The following is a 14548-nucleotide window of genomic DNA, read 5'->3' on the forward strand; positions in this document are numbered from 1 at the left end:
GAATTTGATTATACCATAAACTTTGGTTCGTCATTAAATTGTTCCCAATCTATTTCGAGCTGGTTATATAGCGAATCTAGCTCAACGCTTGCATAGCCAGCTCTTTTTAACTTCAAAATGTAATCCATAAGATTATAACAAGCTGTAAACTGGCCGCAAGCAACAAGGCTCTCTAGCCTATCTAGCTTACGGTCTGTTTCGTCCCACCACAAAGTAGTTGGTGTTTCTGAGGCAATCAAAGCGATGGCTTTCAACTTATCGCTGGGTTGTGGTGTAATTTGCGAATTGAAATCTGCTTTTTTCTGATCAGTTTGTTGGCCATTTAGCGCATAAACGGTGGCCGTAATAATTCGATTTCTATACTCACTTTTGCTGTAAATCAAATCATAGTTCAACCTACGAATTTGCTTTAAGAAAACATCATTGATCATTTTCATTCCCGAAGAAAGTCTTTCAGTAATCATTCGTTTAATGAGCGCGACATCAAGTTTCTCCAAACCTTGTAAATCATCAATCATTACTTTGGGCACATTCTTCCTGAACAAGGACAAGATTGTAGCCATGCCCCATGCTTTGAGCTTACCTAAAGCCGCACCTCCCGCGGTAAGAACAAGTCCTAAGCCAGCAGAAATACCCCCAATAATGTACAATGCAGGCCATGCCTGCCCTTTGAACATTTCCATCGAGTTCAAAACCATTAACAAAACACCAAGGACCAAAGGTGTCCAACACCACCATTTCAATCCTAAAACTTTAAGCAGATTGAGTACTTTTTCATTCAATGGTGTACTTTCCTCTCCTCCTGATTTATCCATTTCCCAAGGAATCATTTTGTAGCTACCCACATCGCAAATGAAGAACAAATCCAATCCTGCTAAACCCGCTGACTGTCTTCTTCTATCTATCAATACCATACTGCCTATTCCTTGATTATCCACAATACCCCCATCCATAATCCCGATGCCCTCACTTAAATAAGGTTGGCCTTTAACAGCCAAATATGCAGATCGTTTATGATCAGCAAAATAATCATCAGGCATAATCATGGGCGCAAAGCCAATAGGAAAACATGAAGAAGAAGCCACCGCATCCGCTAATTTTACTTCGCCCCAAATACTTTTGAGAGGGCTATTAGAAAGGTGATAATTTCCAACTTCTCCCGAATTCTGGAAACGAAAAGCAAGTCCAAAAGAAAAATCCGTTGCATTAAAACATACATCCCTCAAAGGATATTCAACTTTTCTATCGATAAACTTATCCATTGAACCTTTAAAATAAAGTTGCTCATAGGCTATCGCGAAGGAATTGATGAAAGATCTGCGTTTATGGTTATTCTTCCAGAGAGAATTATTTTTCATATTGTCTGTTGCTTGCCGCAACAGTTCATCTTTATTCAGGAAAGCGAAGAATTCAGCATAAAAATCTTCAAATGTTTGGCCTTTTTCCTGCGAACTGGCAAATGCAACTGCCGTGAGGGTTCCACCACTTACGCTACTCAGCGCCTTTACATGCATCAGCAACGATGAACCATTAAACTGGAGCCTATTCAAATAAGAAAGTACTCCTAAAGAGAACGAAGTGGCACGATAACCGCCTCCGCTAAAGCATAGCCCTATATTTTCAAAAGGTTGAAGGGTGTTGAGTGGTTCTTTTACTTCTGCTTCCATGATTTCTTTGTAATAAGCTTAAAAAAATGGGCAATGGATTACCCGTTTGAATCAATCAGTAAATTATTGGTAGAATAGTGAGCTCTTCTTCGCTATACCTTTGTCAAGCCTTCTAATCAAGAAATCGTTTTGATAAAGGTCTGCAAACAGTAAAAAGCACCTGCTTAAATTTATAAATAAAATACAGTTAAAAATAAGACAATTACTTAAACAGCAAAAAAGAACCGCTCAAATGAGATCCTTCGTGTTATAGTCAAAAAAAATAGGAGCCACTCTTTTGTCAAGAACCTAACAAAGTGATTCTTTCCACTGTCTCAATAAGCCATCAACCAATATTGAATTAAAAAGCCAAAAAGCATGCTGATACTAAAACTTAGTAGGGTTCCTATCAATATGTATTCGGTCTTTTTGCGGTCGCTGGATTGTTTTAAGTCACCGAACCTGAAAACTGATTTTGCAGCCAGTAGAAAGCCAATAGGCTGTAAGGTTTGAAAAAGTACAAATGTCAGCACGAGTGTTCTTTCAATCATGCCAATCCACTTACCAGCTGCAGGCAAGCCTTTTGACTTTTCATTCTTTTCAATCTCTTTTTGCCAACTTCTGGTGAAGTAGCTAATCAAGATTCCGGTGGGCATGGTAAGCACCAAATAGCCCATAATTACTATTAAGCTACGCTCATCGGAAAGCTGCCCCATTAAGTTTGTCCATATTGAATGAAGGTCGTTTTGGGTTATGATGAGCCAATAGGCAACTAAAGTGGCGAGATGTAAAAACTGATCGACCAGAAAGGCCCAAAGCTTATCCTTTCCAAACTGAACTTTTAACAAATCAATTGCCGCATGAACCACCATGATGATTAACGCTCCCCATAAATTTTGAATGAGCAAGGCCGTAATAGCGCCTACAATGGCGATATGCAGAAGGAAAAATTTGGTTCGCCCTTTCCATTTTCCTTCAACCATACGATTGGTCTGAAAAATGAAATCAGCAAGCAAATGAGCGATCACCAGCTTCAACAATAAATCTAGTTGCTGAATTTCCATGAAGTTAACTTTTCGTAATAGTTCAAAAATGGCTTTAATACCTCTATCCTACTGGCATCCAATCTTTTGCTCACTGCTCTTTGTGTTGTTCCAATTCTAGAGCCTATTTCAGCTTGGCCAAGTGATGGCCTCAAAAGGTTTAAGTAAACAGCTTCGGCTTGCGGTTGGCTCCAACCTTTAATCAGGTTATCGGCCATTGGGCAAACACCTTCAAATAGTGCATCTGTCTCTTCTTCTCCTGTAATGATTTTCAGACGCTCAGCGCCCTTCTTCATATGATCAAGAGCTCTGCCCGACCGCACAAAAGCTTCTCCTTCCATAGTGCCTAAAGCCGTGATTTCTGAAGAAATAGTACCCAATCCAATCGTTAAACGGATATCCCAGCTGTCATCAGATTTTTGAGCGTTGGCCGTACCTCGAATACCAGCCCTCAATAGAACTGCCATCAACAACGACTTAGACACTTCGCCAGTGAGCATCTGAAAACTGTCTCCTCTAAAGGCTTCAAACTTTAATGAAGGGTCAAGTTCTGTTTGAATCTCGGTGACTAAATTCTTGAGAATAGAATGATAATCGGCATCCACTAAAGTAGAACCTACAATATCGCCTGTTATAACCGCGTACATCTTTTTCACAGATTCAATATAGTACCTTTTTTGGTACTAAAACTAATTTAGTACCTTTTTTGGTACTAAAATCAATTCAGTACTGATTTTGGTACTAAGCAAAAATCAATTGTCGAGGTATTTAGAAGGTATGGGATATTCATCATTCTCTCCCATCCAAAGAATGTTTACCACCCACCAACGGTCATTATCATGCATCAGTTGAATGCTATTGATACCACGAACGAAAGGCTCAGGATCATTCGCTGCATGCCTCAACTCATACGTACTGAACACATGGGTTACGGTTCCAAAATCTTCCACCACGCGATGAACCTCCTTCTCAAAAAAACCATTCTTTTCTAGGTTGCTACCCGCTTGGCTTATGTATTCTTCCAAAGACCACATACGATAGCCAATCTTTCCTTCCGCATTTTTGCCTGTTGGGATAAGCTTTGCTTCAGGCGCAAACAAAAACCGCATTCGGTTCCAATCTCGCTTTTGGCCAGCTGGGCCAGAAATAACATCGTACAATGCTGATAAAATATTATCCAGACTTTCTACATCCTTGGCATAAGGTTGCGCATTTTGGGCACAAACCGAAAAACTTAGCATAACAGACAAAAGGCCAGAAATTACAATTCGTTTCATAGTAGTGTGATTTAGAAGAACAATATAAGCATTTGAACATTCTGGTTTAGTTCAGAAAAAAGGTGTTTTCCCTGCACTTTTCCAATCTCAACTTCTACATTAGCCACACTATGCATCAAAATACTCTTCGCCCTATACAGTCTACCAATTTCGAAGCACTGATTCAGTTGTTTCAGGAATTTTCAGAATTTGAAAAAACACCTGAAAAGATGACCAATACGGCAGCGCAAATGGAATCAGAAAAGGAATTTATCAACGGTTTTGTATTGGTGAATGAAAAGGAAGAGATCATAGCCTATTCCACTTTCTTTTATGCTTATAATTCTTGGTCGGGACGGTCCATTTATATGGACGATTTGTATGTTACCCCACAGCACCGAGGCGAAGGTTTAGGCACATTGCTGATCAACAAAGTAATTGAAACCGCGAAATCGAGTGGATGCAAGCAAGTGAGATGGCAGGTTTCCGCATGGAATCAAAATGCAAAAAACTTCTACCAATCTTTGGGAGCACACATTGACAATGCTCAAGAAAATTGCGTTTTAAGCTTGGTCTGAATCTGAATTCACCTTTTCATCTGACTGAAAACCGTCTTGATGTTTCTTTCCAAAGCCATGCTTTATCTGCTGCCAAAAAGTCTTTGGAAAACTTTTAACACCAGGAAAACCAAGTTTTATGGATTTACCACTGTATGGAATATAAGCTGTTCTAAAAAGGTAATCCCATATGCTTAGCGTAAGTCCAAAATTTACGCCTCGCTGTTTATCCTCAGGTAAGTCATGGGCATGGTGCCACATGTGCATATTGGGGTTATTGAAAATGTACTTTAAGGCACCAATTCTCACATTGATGTTGGCATGATTCCAATGCCCAACAGCCAGTGTAAACATATGAACAAAGAAGAAATCATCAATCCCAAAACCGATCATCGCCAGCGGAATATATTCCAAAGATCGATATACCACCGTTTCCATCCAATGAAACCTTAAGTGGGCAGCAAACCCCATTTGCTCTACAGAATGATGCACTTTGTGGAACTCCCACAACCGCGGAGAAAAGTGCAAAAGCCTATGAACCCACCACTGAATAAAATCGCGAACTATGAACAGCATAAACAACTGCGCAACTTTAGGCCAAGTTTCAATGTGCAAAGCCACTACATTTTTGAGCCCAAACAGACCTAGAAAATCATTGAAAAGATTTACAAAAACATCGGAAAGGGCATTATAAAAGATGAGAGAAAAGAGAAAGAAATTGAAGAACATGTAGAAAACGTCCATCCAAAAGTCTTTTCTAAATTTTGGCTGGTCTTTTCGCCAAGGTTTTACCCACTCCCAAATAAAAAAGAACAATGAAACCAGAATGAGCCCCCAAAAGTAATTTTGCCAAATAGGTTTGTAATCGTACTGAAAGGTTATTTCTCTCCAAAGGTAATTGGCATACCCTTCGTAAGATTGAACCACCAAATCCCAATACTTTTTCATTGCTCTTTAAATCTAGCGCCACTAACATAACATTTTACCCATTGCTTTGAATAAAGTTTTTGGATTTATGTCGCGCTGCCTTCATTTACATTTTGGTCAAAAATTATACTAATCACAGAAATATGAAAGTGAACTTTAAGAAACCGGCAATTTGCCTGTTGGCTCTCGGCTTTCTAGCGTTCAATCCGCAAGAAGGATTGGCTCAACGCAATAAGAAAAAGGAGCAAACGCAAACTACCCAATCGCAACCTGAAAAGCCTGCGCCTAAAAAGGAAAAAGGTTTTAACGACCTTATTAAAGGATTAAAAAAAGACGATGGTATTTTCAATCTGTATCAGAATGACGATAAGGTGATGTATGAAATCCCTAAATCGGAACTGAACAAAGATATGCTTTGGGTAACCCGGGTGGTAGCTGTGCCTGAAAATTTTGGAGGATATATTGGCAGTGGCTGGAAAATGCTTGAGCAAGTGGTTCGCTGGGAAAAAGTAAACAACAACATTCTGCTTAGAACTTATTCTTACAACAACGTGGCCGATAGTACCGATGCTATTTACAAATCTGTAGAAAAAAACAACTTCGCCCCTATTATTGGCTCTTTCAAAATTGAAAGCCAACCAGAGGATTCAGCTTCATTCTTAATCGATGTCACTAAATTCTTCACTCAAGATACTAAGGCAATTAGTGCAGTTGGTTCCGGAATGCGTTCCCAATTCCAAGTAAGAAGACTTGATACCGACAAAAGCTACTTGGCTTCTGCAAAAAGTTTCCCAATCAACGTTGAGATTCGCCAAGTAATGACTTACGATGCTGGCAGGCCTCCTTCAAATTACGAGTTGGGATTAATTTCTGTGGAAGTAAGTCAATCTATGATTAAACTTCCTGAAGACCCAATGATGCCGCGTTTGAATGATGACAGAGTGGGGTGGTTTACTGTAGGCAACATCAATTACAGCTCAAACAAACTTAAAGGCGATCAGCAAATCTTCTTAAAAAGATGGAGACTTGAGCCTAAAGACCCTGCGGCTTATGCTCGTGGAGAATTGGTAGAACCTGTAAAACCAATCGTGTATTACCTTGACCCAGCTACCCCTGAACGATTCAGAAAATGGTTTAAAATGGGAATTGAAGATTGGCAAGTAGCTTTTGAGGCTGCGGGTTTCAAAAATGCAATCATCGCCAAAGATCCTCCAAGCCCAGAAGAAGATCCAGATTGGTCTCCTGAAGACGCTCGTTATTCAACAGTACGCTACATCGCCAGCATGACAAGAAATGCAGTTGGCCCAAGTACCGCTGACCCAAGAACTGGAGAGATTATAGAAAGTGATATCGTTTGGTTCCATAACCACTTAAGATCTTACCGTAACTGGTATATGATTCAAACCGGAGCTGCCAACCCAAAAGCAAGAACTTTGGATATTCCTGAAGAAGAAATCGGTGAAATGATGAGAGCCGTTGTAGCTCACGAAATCGGTCACGCTTTAGGACTTCCTCATAACATGAAGGCCAGTTCTTCTTACCCAGTAGAAAAAATGCGCGATCCTGAATTCACACAAGAATACGGGGTGGCTCCTACCATTATGGACTACGCTAGGCTTAACTACATTGCCCAACCAGGCGATGGCGTTACCCGCTTTATCCGTAAAATCGGCCCATATGATAAATATGCGATCAACTGGGGATACCGTGTAATTCCTTCAGCCAAAACTCCTCAAGCAGAAGCTCCAATTTTGGATCAATGGATTTTGGAGAAAGCAAATGACAGAATGTACCGCTTCGGAAGTAGCAATGGCATGAACCCTGAAGCTCAAACTGAAGATTTGAGCGACAACTCAGTAAAAGCGAGCATGTATGGTATGGAAAACCTTAAAAAGGTGGTGCCGAATTTATTGGATTGGACGACTACTGACGGTGAAAACTTTACTGAAACCGAAGAAATCTACGGAGAAATTATTGGTCAGTGGAGAAGATTCACAGGACATGTTACAACCGTTATTGGCGGTGTTACCGAAAATCTAAAATCAACCGATCAAGAAGGTGCCGTTTACGAAGTGGTTCCAGAGAAATATCAGGTTGAAGCCATGGATTGGATGCAAAAATATGCTTTCAGCACTCCAGATTGGCTTTTAGACGAAGAATTGCTAAGAAAACTGGAGAGCTATGGCGCGGTTAATCGTATCAGAAGTACTCAGGTTTCTTTCTTGAATTCTTTGCTCGATCCAACCAGAGCTCAAAGACTGATTGAAGCAGAGGCTTTCAAAGGCAGAAATACCTATACCATTTATCAACTTTTTGGAGACACCCGAAAAGGTTTGTTCTCAGAACTTGAAAGCGGATCGGCAATTGATACCTACAGAAGAAATCTTCAAAGAGCATTTGTTGAAAGAATGGAATACTTGATGACTACTGAATCGAACTCATACCAAGCCAGATCAGTAGATATTGCTCAATCTGACATTCGCCCTGTGGTGAAAGCCGAATTGAAGCTTTTGAAACAAGCCATTACCAACAATAAGAGTAAATTTGGCGATAGAGCCAGCAGCATTCATTTAGATGATTTATTGGATAGAATTAACAACATTCTTGACCCAAAATAAGCGTAAATAAAACTTGAATTTTAGAATGCCTCTGCTCTTTTCAGCAGGGGCATTTTTTGTTTATAACTTTTTACAAAAGGCCAAATATGGCCTATCATTGATTCAAACGTGTTTCAAAGCGGTTTCTTACCACTCCTATATTTGCTTTTGATTCGGCTAAACCATTCGATTATATTACAATCTTAAAAATTCACATAAACCAAAGCGTTCAAATGAAACTACAACTATTGAAAACTATGCGCTCGGTTTTAATGCTGCTTTTGTCGGTATGTTCTCTTAGCCTTATGGCTCAGAGCGACCCAACCGGTGAATCTGCGGTCACTAGAACCTTCGCACTCACTAATGCCACGGTTATCCCTTCTCCAGGAAAAGAGTTGAAAAACTCGACCGTACTTATTAAAAATGGGCTTATCGAAGCAGTTGGCTCCAATGTGAGCATTCCTGCCGATGCCCAGGTAATCGATGCAAAGGGCATGTTTGTATACCCTGCTTTTATCGATGGCCTTTCAACTACAGGCGCTAAAAGACCTGAGAATCCACAAAGACCACAAAACCTTTTCACTCCAGATCCTCCAAACGAATATGCTGGTATTACACCTGAAAACAGCGTTTTGGCTCAAATCGAAGTGGGAAGCAATGCCATTGAGCAATTGAGAAATCAAGGCTTTGGTATTTCTCACGTGGTTCCTTTCGGTAGAATGTTACCAGGAACGGGTTCATTAATGCTTTTGAGCAACAAAGAACATGTTGACCAAATGATGTTGTTGAACGATGTTTCTATGTTCACTCAATTTACAGGAGCTCCAGGTGCATACCCAGGTAACACTTTGGGTATTATGGCGAAATTCAGAAACCTGTACAAAAACGCTGAGCTTTCTAAAAAGCATCACGAAATGTACACTGAAAACCCAAGTGGAATTGAAAGACCAGAAAGAGACAGAGTTAGCGAAGCTTTCTTCCCTGTTTTAACTAAAAACCAAACTGTATTCTACGATGTTTCTGGTGTTCTTGAAGTTCAAAGAGCTCTTAAACTTCAGCAAGAATTAGGCTTCAAATTATCTGTAGCCAATGTTAAACAAGCTTGGGATTTGGTTGATCAGCTTAAAGCGAGCAATGTTGGAGTATTCCTTTCTCTTGATCTTCCTGAAGAACCAAAAGAGCCTAAGGACAAAGCTGATCTTAGCGAAACCGCTAAAGCTTTGGAAGCTAGAAAAGTAGATTTCTACAAAAAATACGTTACTCAGGCAGCCCAACTAGCTGCTGCAGGCGTAAAATTCGGCTTTTCTACTTTAGATGCTTCTAACAATAAAATCAAAGCCAACCTTCTTACTTTAAAAGATAATGGCTTAAGCGAAGCTGACTTATTAGCAGCTTTAACCACTAGCCCTGCTAGCATTTTGGGCATTGATAAAATGACTGGAACTTTAGAGAAAGGCAAAATTGCCAACGTAATGGTTTCAAACGCTCCTTATTTCACTAAGGATGCCCAAATCAGATACATGTTCGTAGATGGCGACAAATACGATCTTGAAATCAAAGAAAAGAGTACAAGAGGCGGAGGAAACAGACCAGGAGCAGCAGCTGGTGCAGGTGCTGGAAATGCCGTGGCTGGTACTTGGACCTTTGCTTTCGAAAGCCCACAAGGCGAAACTACTGGTAAACTTACTTTTAGAATGGATAATGGTTCTCTTGCTGGTTCAATTTCTAGCACAGACGGAATGCTTGACACTCCATTGAGCAACATCAGCTTTACTAACAACACACTTACCTTCGATTTTTCATTCGATGCCGGAGGACAAGGTGTAGATGTAGTAGTAAGCGGACCAGTAACAGGTAAAGATTTTGATGGCACAATGTCTATCGATGCTTTCAACTTCTCTACTGCAATGAAAGCTACTAAAGATGACGCAAGACAATAATCTAAGAGCGATGAAAACGAAACTAATAATATTATCCCTAGCCCTATTTGCCGCTTTTACGCTTAAAGCACAGCAAATTCCAAGAGGTGATGTTTTGATTAAAAACGGTACCGTTTTAACCATTACCAACGGAACTCAGGAAAACACCGACATTCTAATCAAAGACGGTAAAATCTCTAAGATTGGTAAAGGCCTTAAAGCCCCTAAAGGAACTGTTGAAATTGATGCTTCTGGCAAATTTGTAATGCCAGGTATTCTAGATGCTCACTCTCACATTGCTTTAACTTCTGTAAACGAAGGTACTAGCCAAGTTACGGCTGAAGTTAACATGGGCGATGTGGTTGATCCTTTGGACATCGGAATTTACAGAGCATTGGCAGGTGGTGTAACTACTACACATGCACTTCACGGTTCTGCCAACGTAATTGGAGGAGAAAGCGAAACGCTTAAAATGAGATACGGAACTACAAACCCTGAAGTATTGAAGTTCGAAGATGCTCCTCGTACCATCAAATTCGCTTTGGGTGAAAACCCAACCAGAGGTGGACGTGCAAGAGGCATTCAGCCTTCTAGCCGTATGGGTGTGGAAGCCATGATCAGAAACTCATTTACTGATGCTTTGGCTTACAAAGCAAAATGGGATGCTTACAAGGCAGACAAAAACCCTCGCAAAGTTGCTCCTGAGTATGATTTAAGAATGGAGACCCTTTCTGATATTCTTGCAGGAAAAATCCTAGTGCATTGCCACTCTTACAGAGCTGATGAGATTTACATGCTTTTGAAAGTTTTTGCTGATTTCGGTATCGATAAAATCACTTTCCAGCATGCTAACGAGGCTTACAAAGTAGCTCCGGAACTTGCTGAGTTTGGTGCTATGGCTTCAGTTTTCTCTGACTGGTGGGCATACAAACTAGAGGTTTACTACTCTACTGCTTACAACGCAGCCATTTTGACTAGAAACGGAGTAACTACTTCTATCAACTCTGATGACGCTGAATTGATCAGACACTTATACCACGAAGCTGCTAAAACGCAGAAATACGGTGATTTAACTGATAATGAAGCACTTGCTTTAATTACTTTGAACCCTGCTAAGCAATTGGGAATTGATAAAAGAGTAGGTTCTATTGAAGTGGGAAAAGATGGTGATATCGCCATTTTTGAAGGCCACCCTCTTTCTATCTACACCAAGCCAGTAATGACTATCGTAGATGGTATCAAATACTTCGATGCGAATGATCCACAAAGCGACAAACGCATTTATGTAAACCCTGAAGAAACTGTAGAAGAGATTTCAATCTTTGACAGACATGAAATGCACAAGTGTATGGAAATGGATGTAGTTAGCTTCGAGGCCTTATTCTCACACAACTAATGATAGACCAATGAAGAAGATATTTCAAATATTACTCCTGTCTATTCTTGTTCCGCTTCTTTCTTTCGGACAAGAAGACGACCATGTGCTAAAAGCCCGCAGCGGCAAATTTGCACTTACAAATGCTAAAATCTACACCGTGACTAACGGTGTTATCGAAAACGGGACTTTGGTAATCAGCAACGGTATTATAGAAGCTGTTGGCGCCAATGTAAATATTCCTGCCGATGCAGAAGTAATCGACTGTAAAGGAAAAGAGATTTATCCAGGTATGATCGATTCAGGAACCCAAGTAGGTTTGGCTGAAATCGGAAGTATTTCTGAATCTCAAGATTCACGCGAAAGCGGAGCAGTTACACCTCAAATGCAAGCTTTAACTGCTGTTAACCCTAATTCTGAAGTTATTCCTATTACAAGAGTAAGTGGCGTAACTACTGTTTGGACAGCTCCAACAGGAGGTTTGTTACCAGGTACTGCAGCTGCTATCAACTTGTTTGGCTATACGCCTGACCAAATGTTTGCTGGTTCTAAAGGAATCATCATGAACTTCCCTTCTTCTGGAGGTGGACGTTTCTTTAGAAGAAGATCTCCTGAAGATCAAGCTAAAGCTTTGGAAAGAGCTATGAAACAAGCTAACGACATTTGGGACAAAGCTGAACTTTATGCTAAAATCGAAAACTCTGATGAGGTTAGAAACTATCCAGAAATCGAAGCTTTAGTACCTGTAGTTAAAGGTCAAACCACACTTTTCATCGAAGTAAATGCTGCTAAGGATATTCTTTCTGCAATTGAATGGGTGAAGAAAAGAGGTTACAAAAAAGTAGTTTTCACTGGTGTTTCTGAAGGCTGGAGAGTTGCTGATAAATTAGCTGAGGCTAAAATCCCAGTAATTGCTGGTCCAATCGAGGCGCTTCCAACCCGTCAGTCAGACAGATATGACGCTGCTTATGCCAATCCTGCTGTTATGCACGAAGCTGGTGTTAAAGTAGCTATTAGAAGTGGTGAAACTGAAAACGCTAGAAACTTGCCTTACCACGCTGGTTTTGCTGCTACTTACGGCATGGGCCGCGAAGAAGCTTTAAAAGCAATTACCATCAATGCTGCTGAGATTTTAGGTGTTGCCGATCAAATCGGATCTATTGAAGTAGGTAAAAAAGCGAACGTTTTCGTTTCTACTGGCGATCCATTCGAAACTTCAAGCAAAATCACTGACTTGTTCATCGATGGCTATAAAGTGCCAATGACTTCAAGACAAATCAGATTGTATGATGAATTCCTTGACAGAACTCCAGGTTTGAAAAAGAACGATCCAGTGATTCAGATCAAGAAAAAATAAGAATAGCTAATCCATAAAAAAAGCGACTCAACTGAGTCGCTTTTTTTATGCTATTTTAAAATTATTTAAATTAATCTATAAATTAAACAAAATATGATACGCGATAATTCTCAAATAAAATCAAGAATTTCTGAATACATCAAGTACCATGAGATTTCTAATTATGAATTTTCTAAAAGAACAGGCATTTCGAAGGGAGTCCTAGAGCAAGACAATGGAATAACAGAAAAAAATCTGTATCGACTTCTTAATTATGATCCGAAAATTAACCTTGATTGGCTTATTTGGGGTAAAGGTAACATCTATAACAAACCAAATCCTTCAAACTCTAATGTACCAGTTAATTCTGAAAATATTTTAGAGAATAAAGCTGAATACCTTAGAATGTTAGACTCTATTATAAATCAATTGAGGGCATTTGAAAATACAATTTCAGCTCAAAAAGAGTCCACAAAAATTCTAAAAGAATTCTTCAAAAATTTAAAACCTAAGGGGTAAGGATTACTTCTACCCTAACCTAGATTTATATCTATTCCTAAATTCCATGGGTGTTAAATTCGTCCATTTTTTAAAAAGCCGAGAGAAATAAGCATAATCAGGATAGCCCAATGCATCGCCAATATTTGCCAAAGGCTCGTCATTTCTCACAATCATACGCTTAGCCTCTAAAATAATTCTCTCCGTTATGAGCTGCGTAGTTGACTTACCTAGCATATTTTGAGCAAGCCTATTCAAATGTTTTGCACTGACATTCAACATATCAGCATATTCAGCAGGAGATTTGACTTCTCTAAAATGCTGATCGATTAACAACTCCAGCTTTCTTAAATGACCGGTATACACTTCAGGCCGAACTAAATCACTTCCCGATCGCGATAAGTAAATCCGTGTCAAATCCACATAAATACAGTTGATCAGCGACACGATTTTTTCTCGGGTTAAAATTTCTGCCTTATGGAATTCGCTTCTGAGCAGTTCAAAATACACCATCAATAAGTCTTGCTCCTCTTGAGCTAAAAAGAGAGCGGAAGGATTATGAATAGCGAAGAAAAATGGAAAATCATAAACTGAATGTTCAGAAAAAACCAGATCAAAGAATTCCTTAGAATGAAAGAAAATGATACCATCCGCATCTTCAGACAATTCCCAATAATGCGTCTGCCCTGGGTTCATCATAAAAACACTCCCCGCGCTAATGTCGTATTTCTCAAAGTCGATTTCATGCACACCGCTTCCCTGTGTAAAAAGAACCGTTAGGAAAAAATCATGTTTATGAGGCACCAAAATAGCTTCCTTATGAGCCGCTAAATGATTTCGAAAGCTATTACAATAAAACTCTTCTGCGCTTTGCTGCTTCTCAAACTGCTTTAAATTTAGAATATCAATCTCATTCATGCGGCTCATGTCCTAATAGTACAAATATTGGAAACTTTCATTCAACATTCCAACCCGTACAATACTCTAACTTTGATTCAACAAAAAAGCGGTAGTCATGGCAGGTATGGTATCGAATATTACACAGGAAAAATGCCCAGTTTGTGGCAAAGGGAAAGTTTTCAAAACCAAAGGAAATCTTCTTTTGATGAAGTTTCCAGAAATGGAAGAACATTGTTCAGAGTGTGGGCACAAGTTTGAAAAGGAGCCTGGCTATTTTACTGGTGCCATGTACGTAAGTTATGGTTTATGCTTGGCCGAAATTATTGCTGCTTTCATCATTAGTCGTTTTGTAAACCTTTCACTGGACTACATTATGTATTGGCTTATTGGGGTTATCGTTCTGCTCTGGACTTTCAATTACCGTAAATCACGCATGATTTGGATGAATATTACCTAAGTAGTTTCAGGGTTTTAATTTTCTTCAATTCTATCTT

General features: G+C 39.7%; 13 protein-coding genes. 7 read left to right on the forward strand and 6 right to left on the reverse strand.

Going from position 1 to position 14548, the window contains the following annotated elements:
* Nucleotides 1–8: 8 nt before the first annotated feature.
* The 4 genes from ACXACJ_RS08600 to ACXACJ_RS08615 form a co-directional block, all read right to left on the reverse strand.
* Nucleotides 9–1667 carry a patatin-like phospholipase family protein gene (locus ACXACJ_RS08600; RefSeq protein WP_475133949.1) on the reverse strand — a complete coding sequence of 553 codons (1659 nt, stop codon included), beginning with the start codon at nucleotides 1665–1667 and terminating at the stop codon, nucleotides 9–11.
* A gap of 314 nt (nucleotides 1668–1981) precedes the next feature.
* Nucleotides 1982–2710 carry a DUF3307 domain-containing protein gene (locus tag ACXACJ_RS08605; RefSeq protein ID WP_475133950.1) on the reverse strand — a complete coding sequence of 243 codons (729 nt, stop codon included), beginning with the start codon at nucleotides 2708–2710 and terminating at the stop codon, nucleotides 1982–1984.
* The gene (locus ACXACJ_RS08610; RefSeq protein ID WP_475133951.1) at nucleotides 2692–3336 is read right to left on the reverse strand and encodes a hypothetical protein; all 645 of its coding nucleotides are present in this window, start codon (nucleotides 3334–3336) and stop codon (nucleotides 2692–2694) included. The genes ACXACJ_RS08605 and ACXACJ_RS08610 overlap by 19 nt, the downstream gene beginning before the upstream one ends.
* Nucleotides 3337–3441: 105 nt before the next feature.
* Complete coding sequence (locus ACXACJ_RS08615; protein WP_475133952.1) at nucleotides 3442–3966, reverse strand: NUDIX hydrolase; 525 nt, start codon at nucleotides 3964–3966, stop codon at nucleotides 3442–3444.
* 110 nt (nucleotides 3967–4076) lie between these two features.
* On the opposite strand from ACXACJ_RS08615, the gene ACXACJ_RS08620 reads away from it, so the two are divergent.
* Nucleotides 4077–4523 carry an N-acetyltransferase family protein gene (locus ACXACJ_RS08620; RefSeq protein ID WP_475133953.1) on the forward strand — a complete coding sequence of 149 codons (447 nt, stop codon included), beginning with the start codon at nucleotides 4077–4079 and terminating at the stop codon, nucleotides 4521–4523.
* Here ACXACJ_RS08620 and ACXACJ_RS08625 read toward each other — a convergent pair.
* The gene (locus ACXACJ_RS08625) at nucleotides 4509–5450 is read right to left on the reverse strand and encodes a sterol desaturase family protein (RefSeq protein ID WP_475133954.1); all 942 of its coding nucleotides are present in this window, start codon (nucleotides 5448–5450) and stop codon (nucleotides 4509–4511) included. The two genes, ACXACJ_RS08620 and ACXACJ_RS08625, sit on opposite strands and share 15 nt — an antisense overlap.
* 122 nt (nucleotides 5451–5572) lie before the next feature.
* On the opposite strand from ACXACJ_RS08625, the gene ACXACJ_RS08630 reads away from it, so the two are divergent.
* From ACXACJ_RS08630 to ACXACJ_RS08650, 5 genes are all read left to right on the forward strand, one after another.
* On the forward strand, nucleotides 5573–8047 hold the full coding sequence (locus ACXACJ_RS08630) for a zinc-dependent metalloprotease (protein ID WP_475133955.1): 2475 nt from the start codon (nucleotides 5573–5575) through the stop codon (nucleotides 8045–8047).
* Nucleotides 8048–8259: 212 nt separating this feature from the next.
* Nucleotides 8260–9966 (forward strand): amidohydrolase family protein, encoded by a 1707-nt coding sequence (locus tag ACXACJ_RS08635; protein ID WP_475133956.1) that lies wholly within the window; start codon nucleotides 8260–8262, stop codon nucleotides 9964–9966.
* Between the two features lie 10 nt (nucleotides 9967–9976).
* On the forward strand, nucleotides 9977–11341 hold the full coding sequence (locus ACXACJ_RS08640) for an amidohydrolase (RefSeq protein WP_475133957.1): 1365 nt from the start codon (nucleotides 9977–9979) through the stop codon (nucleotides 11339–11341).
* 10 nt (nucleotides 11342–11351) lie between these two features.
* A complete protein-coding gene (locus tag ACXACJ_RS08645; protein WP_475133958.1) occupies nucleotides 11352–12677 on the forward strand; it encodes an amidohydrolase family protein in 1326 nt (441 codons plus the stop codon).
* A gap of 93 nt (nucleotides 12678–12770) precedes the next feature.
* The gene (locus ACXACJ_RS08650; RefSeq protein WP_475133959.1) at nucleotides 12771–13175 is read left to right on the forward strand and encodes a hypothetical protein; all 405 of its coding nucleotides are present in this window, start codon (nucleotides 12771–12773) and stop codon (nucleotides 13173–13175) included.
* 9 nt (nucleotides 13176–13184) lie between these two features.
* Here ACXACJ_RS08650 and ACXACJ_RS08655 read toward each other — a convergent pair whose 3' ends face one another.
* Nucleotides 13185–14072, reverse strand: a complete 888-nt coding sequence (locus ACXACJ_RS08655; protein ID WP_475133960.1) for a helix-turn-helix domain-containing protein — start codon at nucleotides 14070–14072, stop codon at nucleotides 13185–13187.
* Nucleotides 14073–14169: 97 nt separating this feature from the next.
* Between ACXACJ_RS08655 and ACXACJ_RS08660 the strand changes: the two genes are divergently transcribed.
* Nucleotides 14170–14511, forward strand: coding sequence for a DUF983 domain-containing protein (locus tag ACXACJ_RS08660; protein WP_475133961.1), 342 nt, complete (start codon nucleotides 14170–14172; stop codon nucleotides 14509–14511).
* The last annotated feature ends 37 nt before the right edge of the window (nucleotides 14512–14548 follow it).

Source organism: Roseivirga sp. AWQ4_251 (assembly GCF_056158225.1).

Bases quoted from the DNA above. Each gene is read 5' to 3' on its own strand.
- ACXACJ_RS08600 (WP_475133949.1), bottom strand. From the start codon at position 1,667: ATGGAAGCAGAAGTAAAAGAACCACTCAACACCCTTCAACCTTTTGAA.
- ACXACJ_RS08605 (WP_475133950.1), bottom strand. From the start codon at position 2,710: ATGGAAATTCAGCAACTAGATTTATTGTTGAAGCTGGTGATCGCTCAT.
- ACXACJ_RS08610 (WP_475133951.1), bottom strand. From the start codon at position 3,336: ATGTACGCGGTTATAACAGGCGATATTGTAGGTTCTACTTTAGTGGAT.
- ACXACJ_RS08615 (WP_475133952.1), bottom strand. From the start codon at position 3,966: ATGAAACGAATTGTAATTTCTGGCCTTTTGTCTGTTATGCTAAGTTTT.
- ACXACJ_RS08620 (WP_475133953.1), top strand. From the start codon at position 4,077: ATGCATCAAAATACTCTTCGCCCTATACAGTCTACCAATTTCGAAGCA.
- ACXACJ_RS08625 (WP_475133954.1), bottom strand. From the start codon at position 5,450: ATGAAAAAGTATTGGGATTTGGTGGTTCAATCTTACGAAGGGTATGCC.
- ACXACJ_RS08630 (WP_475133955.1), top strand. From the start codon at position 5,573: ATGAAAGTGAACTTTAAGAAACCGGCAATTTGCCTGTTGGCTCTCGGC.
- ACXACJ_RS08635 (WP_475133956.1), top strand. From the start codon at position 8,260: ATGAAACTACAACTATTGAAAACTATGCGCTCGGTTTTAATGCTGCTT.
- ACXACJ_RS08640 (WP_475133957.1), top strand. From the start codon at position 9,977: ATGAAAACGAAACTAATAATATTATCCCTAGCCCTATTTGCCGCTTTT.
- ACXACJ_RS08645 (WP_475133958.1), top strand. From the start codon at position 11,352: ATGAAGAAGATATTTCAAATATTACTCCTGTCTATTCTTGTTCCGCTT.
- ACXACJ_RS08650 (WP_475133959.1), top strand. From the start codon at position 12,771: ATGATACGCGATAATTCTCAAATAAAATCAAGAATTTCTGAATACATC.
- ACXACJ_RS08655 (WP_475133960.1), bottom strand. From the start codon at position 14,072: ATGAATGAGATTGATATTCTAAATTTAAAGCAGTTTGAGAAGCAGCAA.
- ACXACJ_RS08660 (WP_475133961.1), top strand. From the start codon at position 14,170: ATGGCAGGTATGGTATCGAATATTACACAGGAAAAATGCCCAGTTTGT.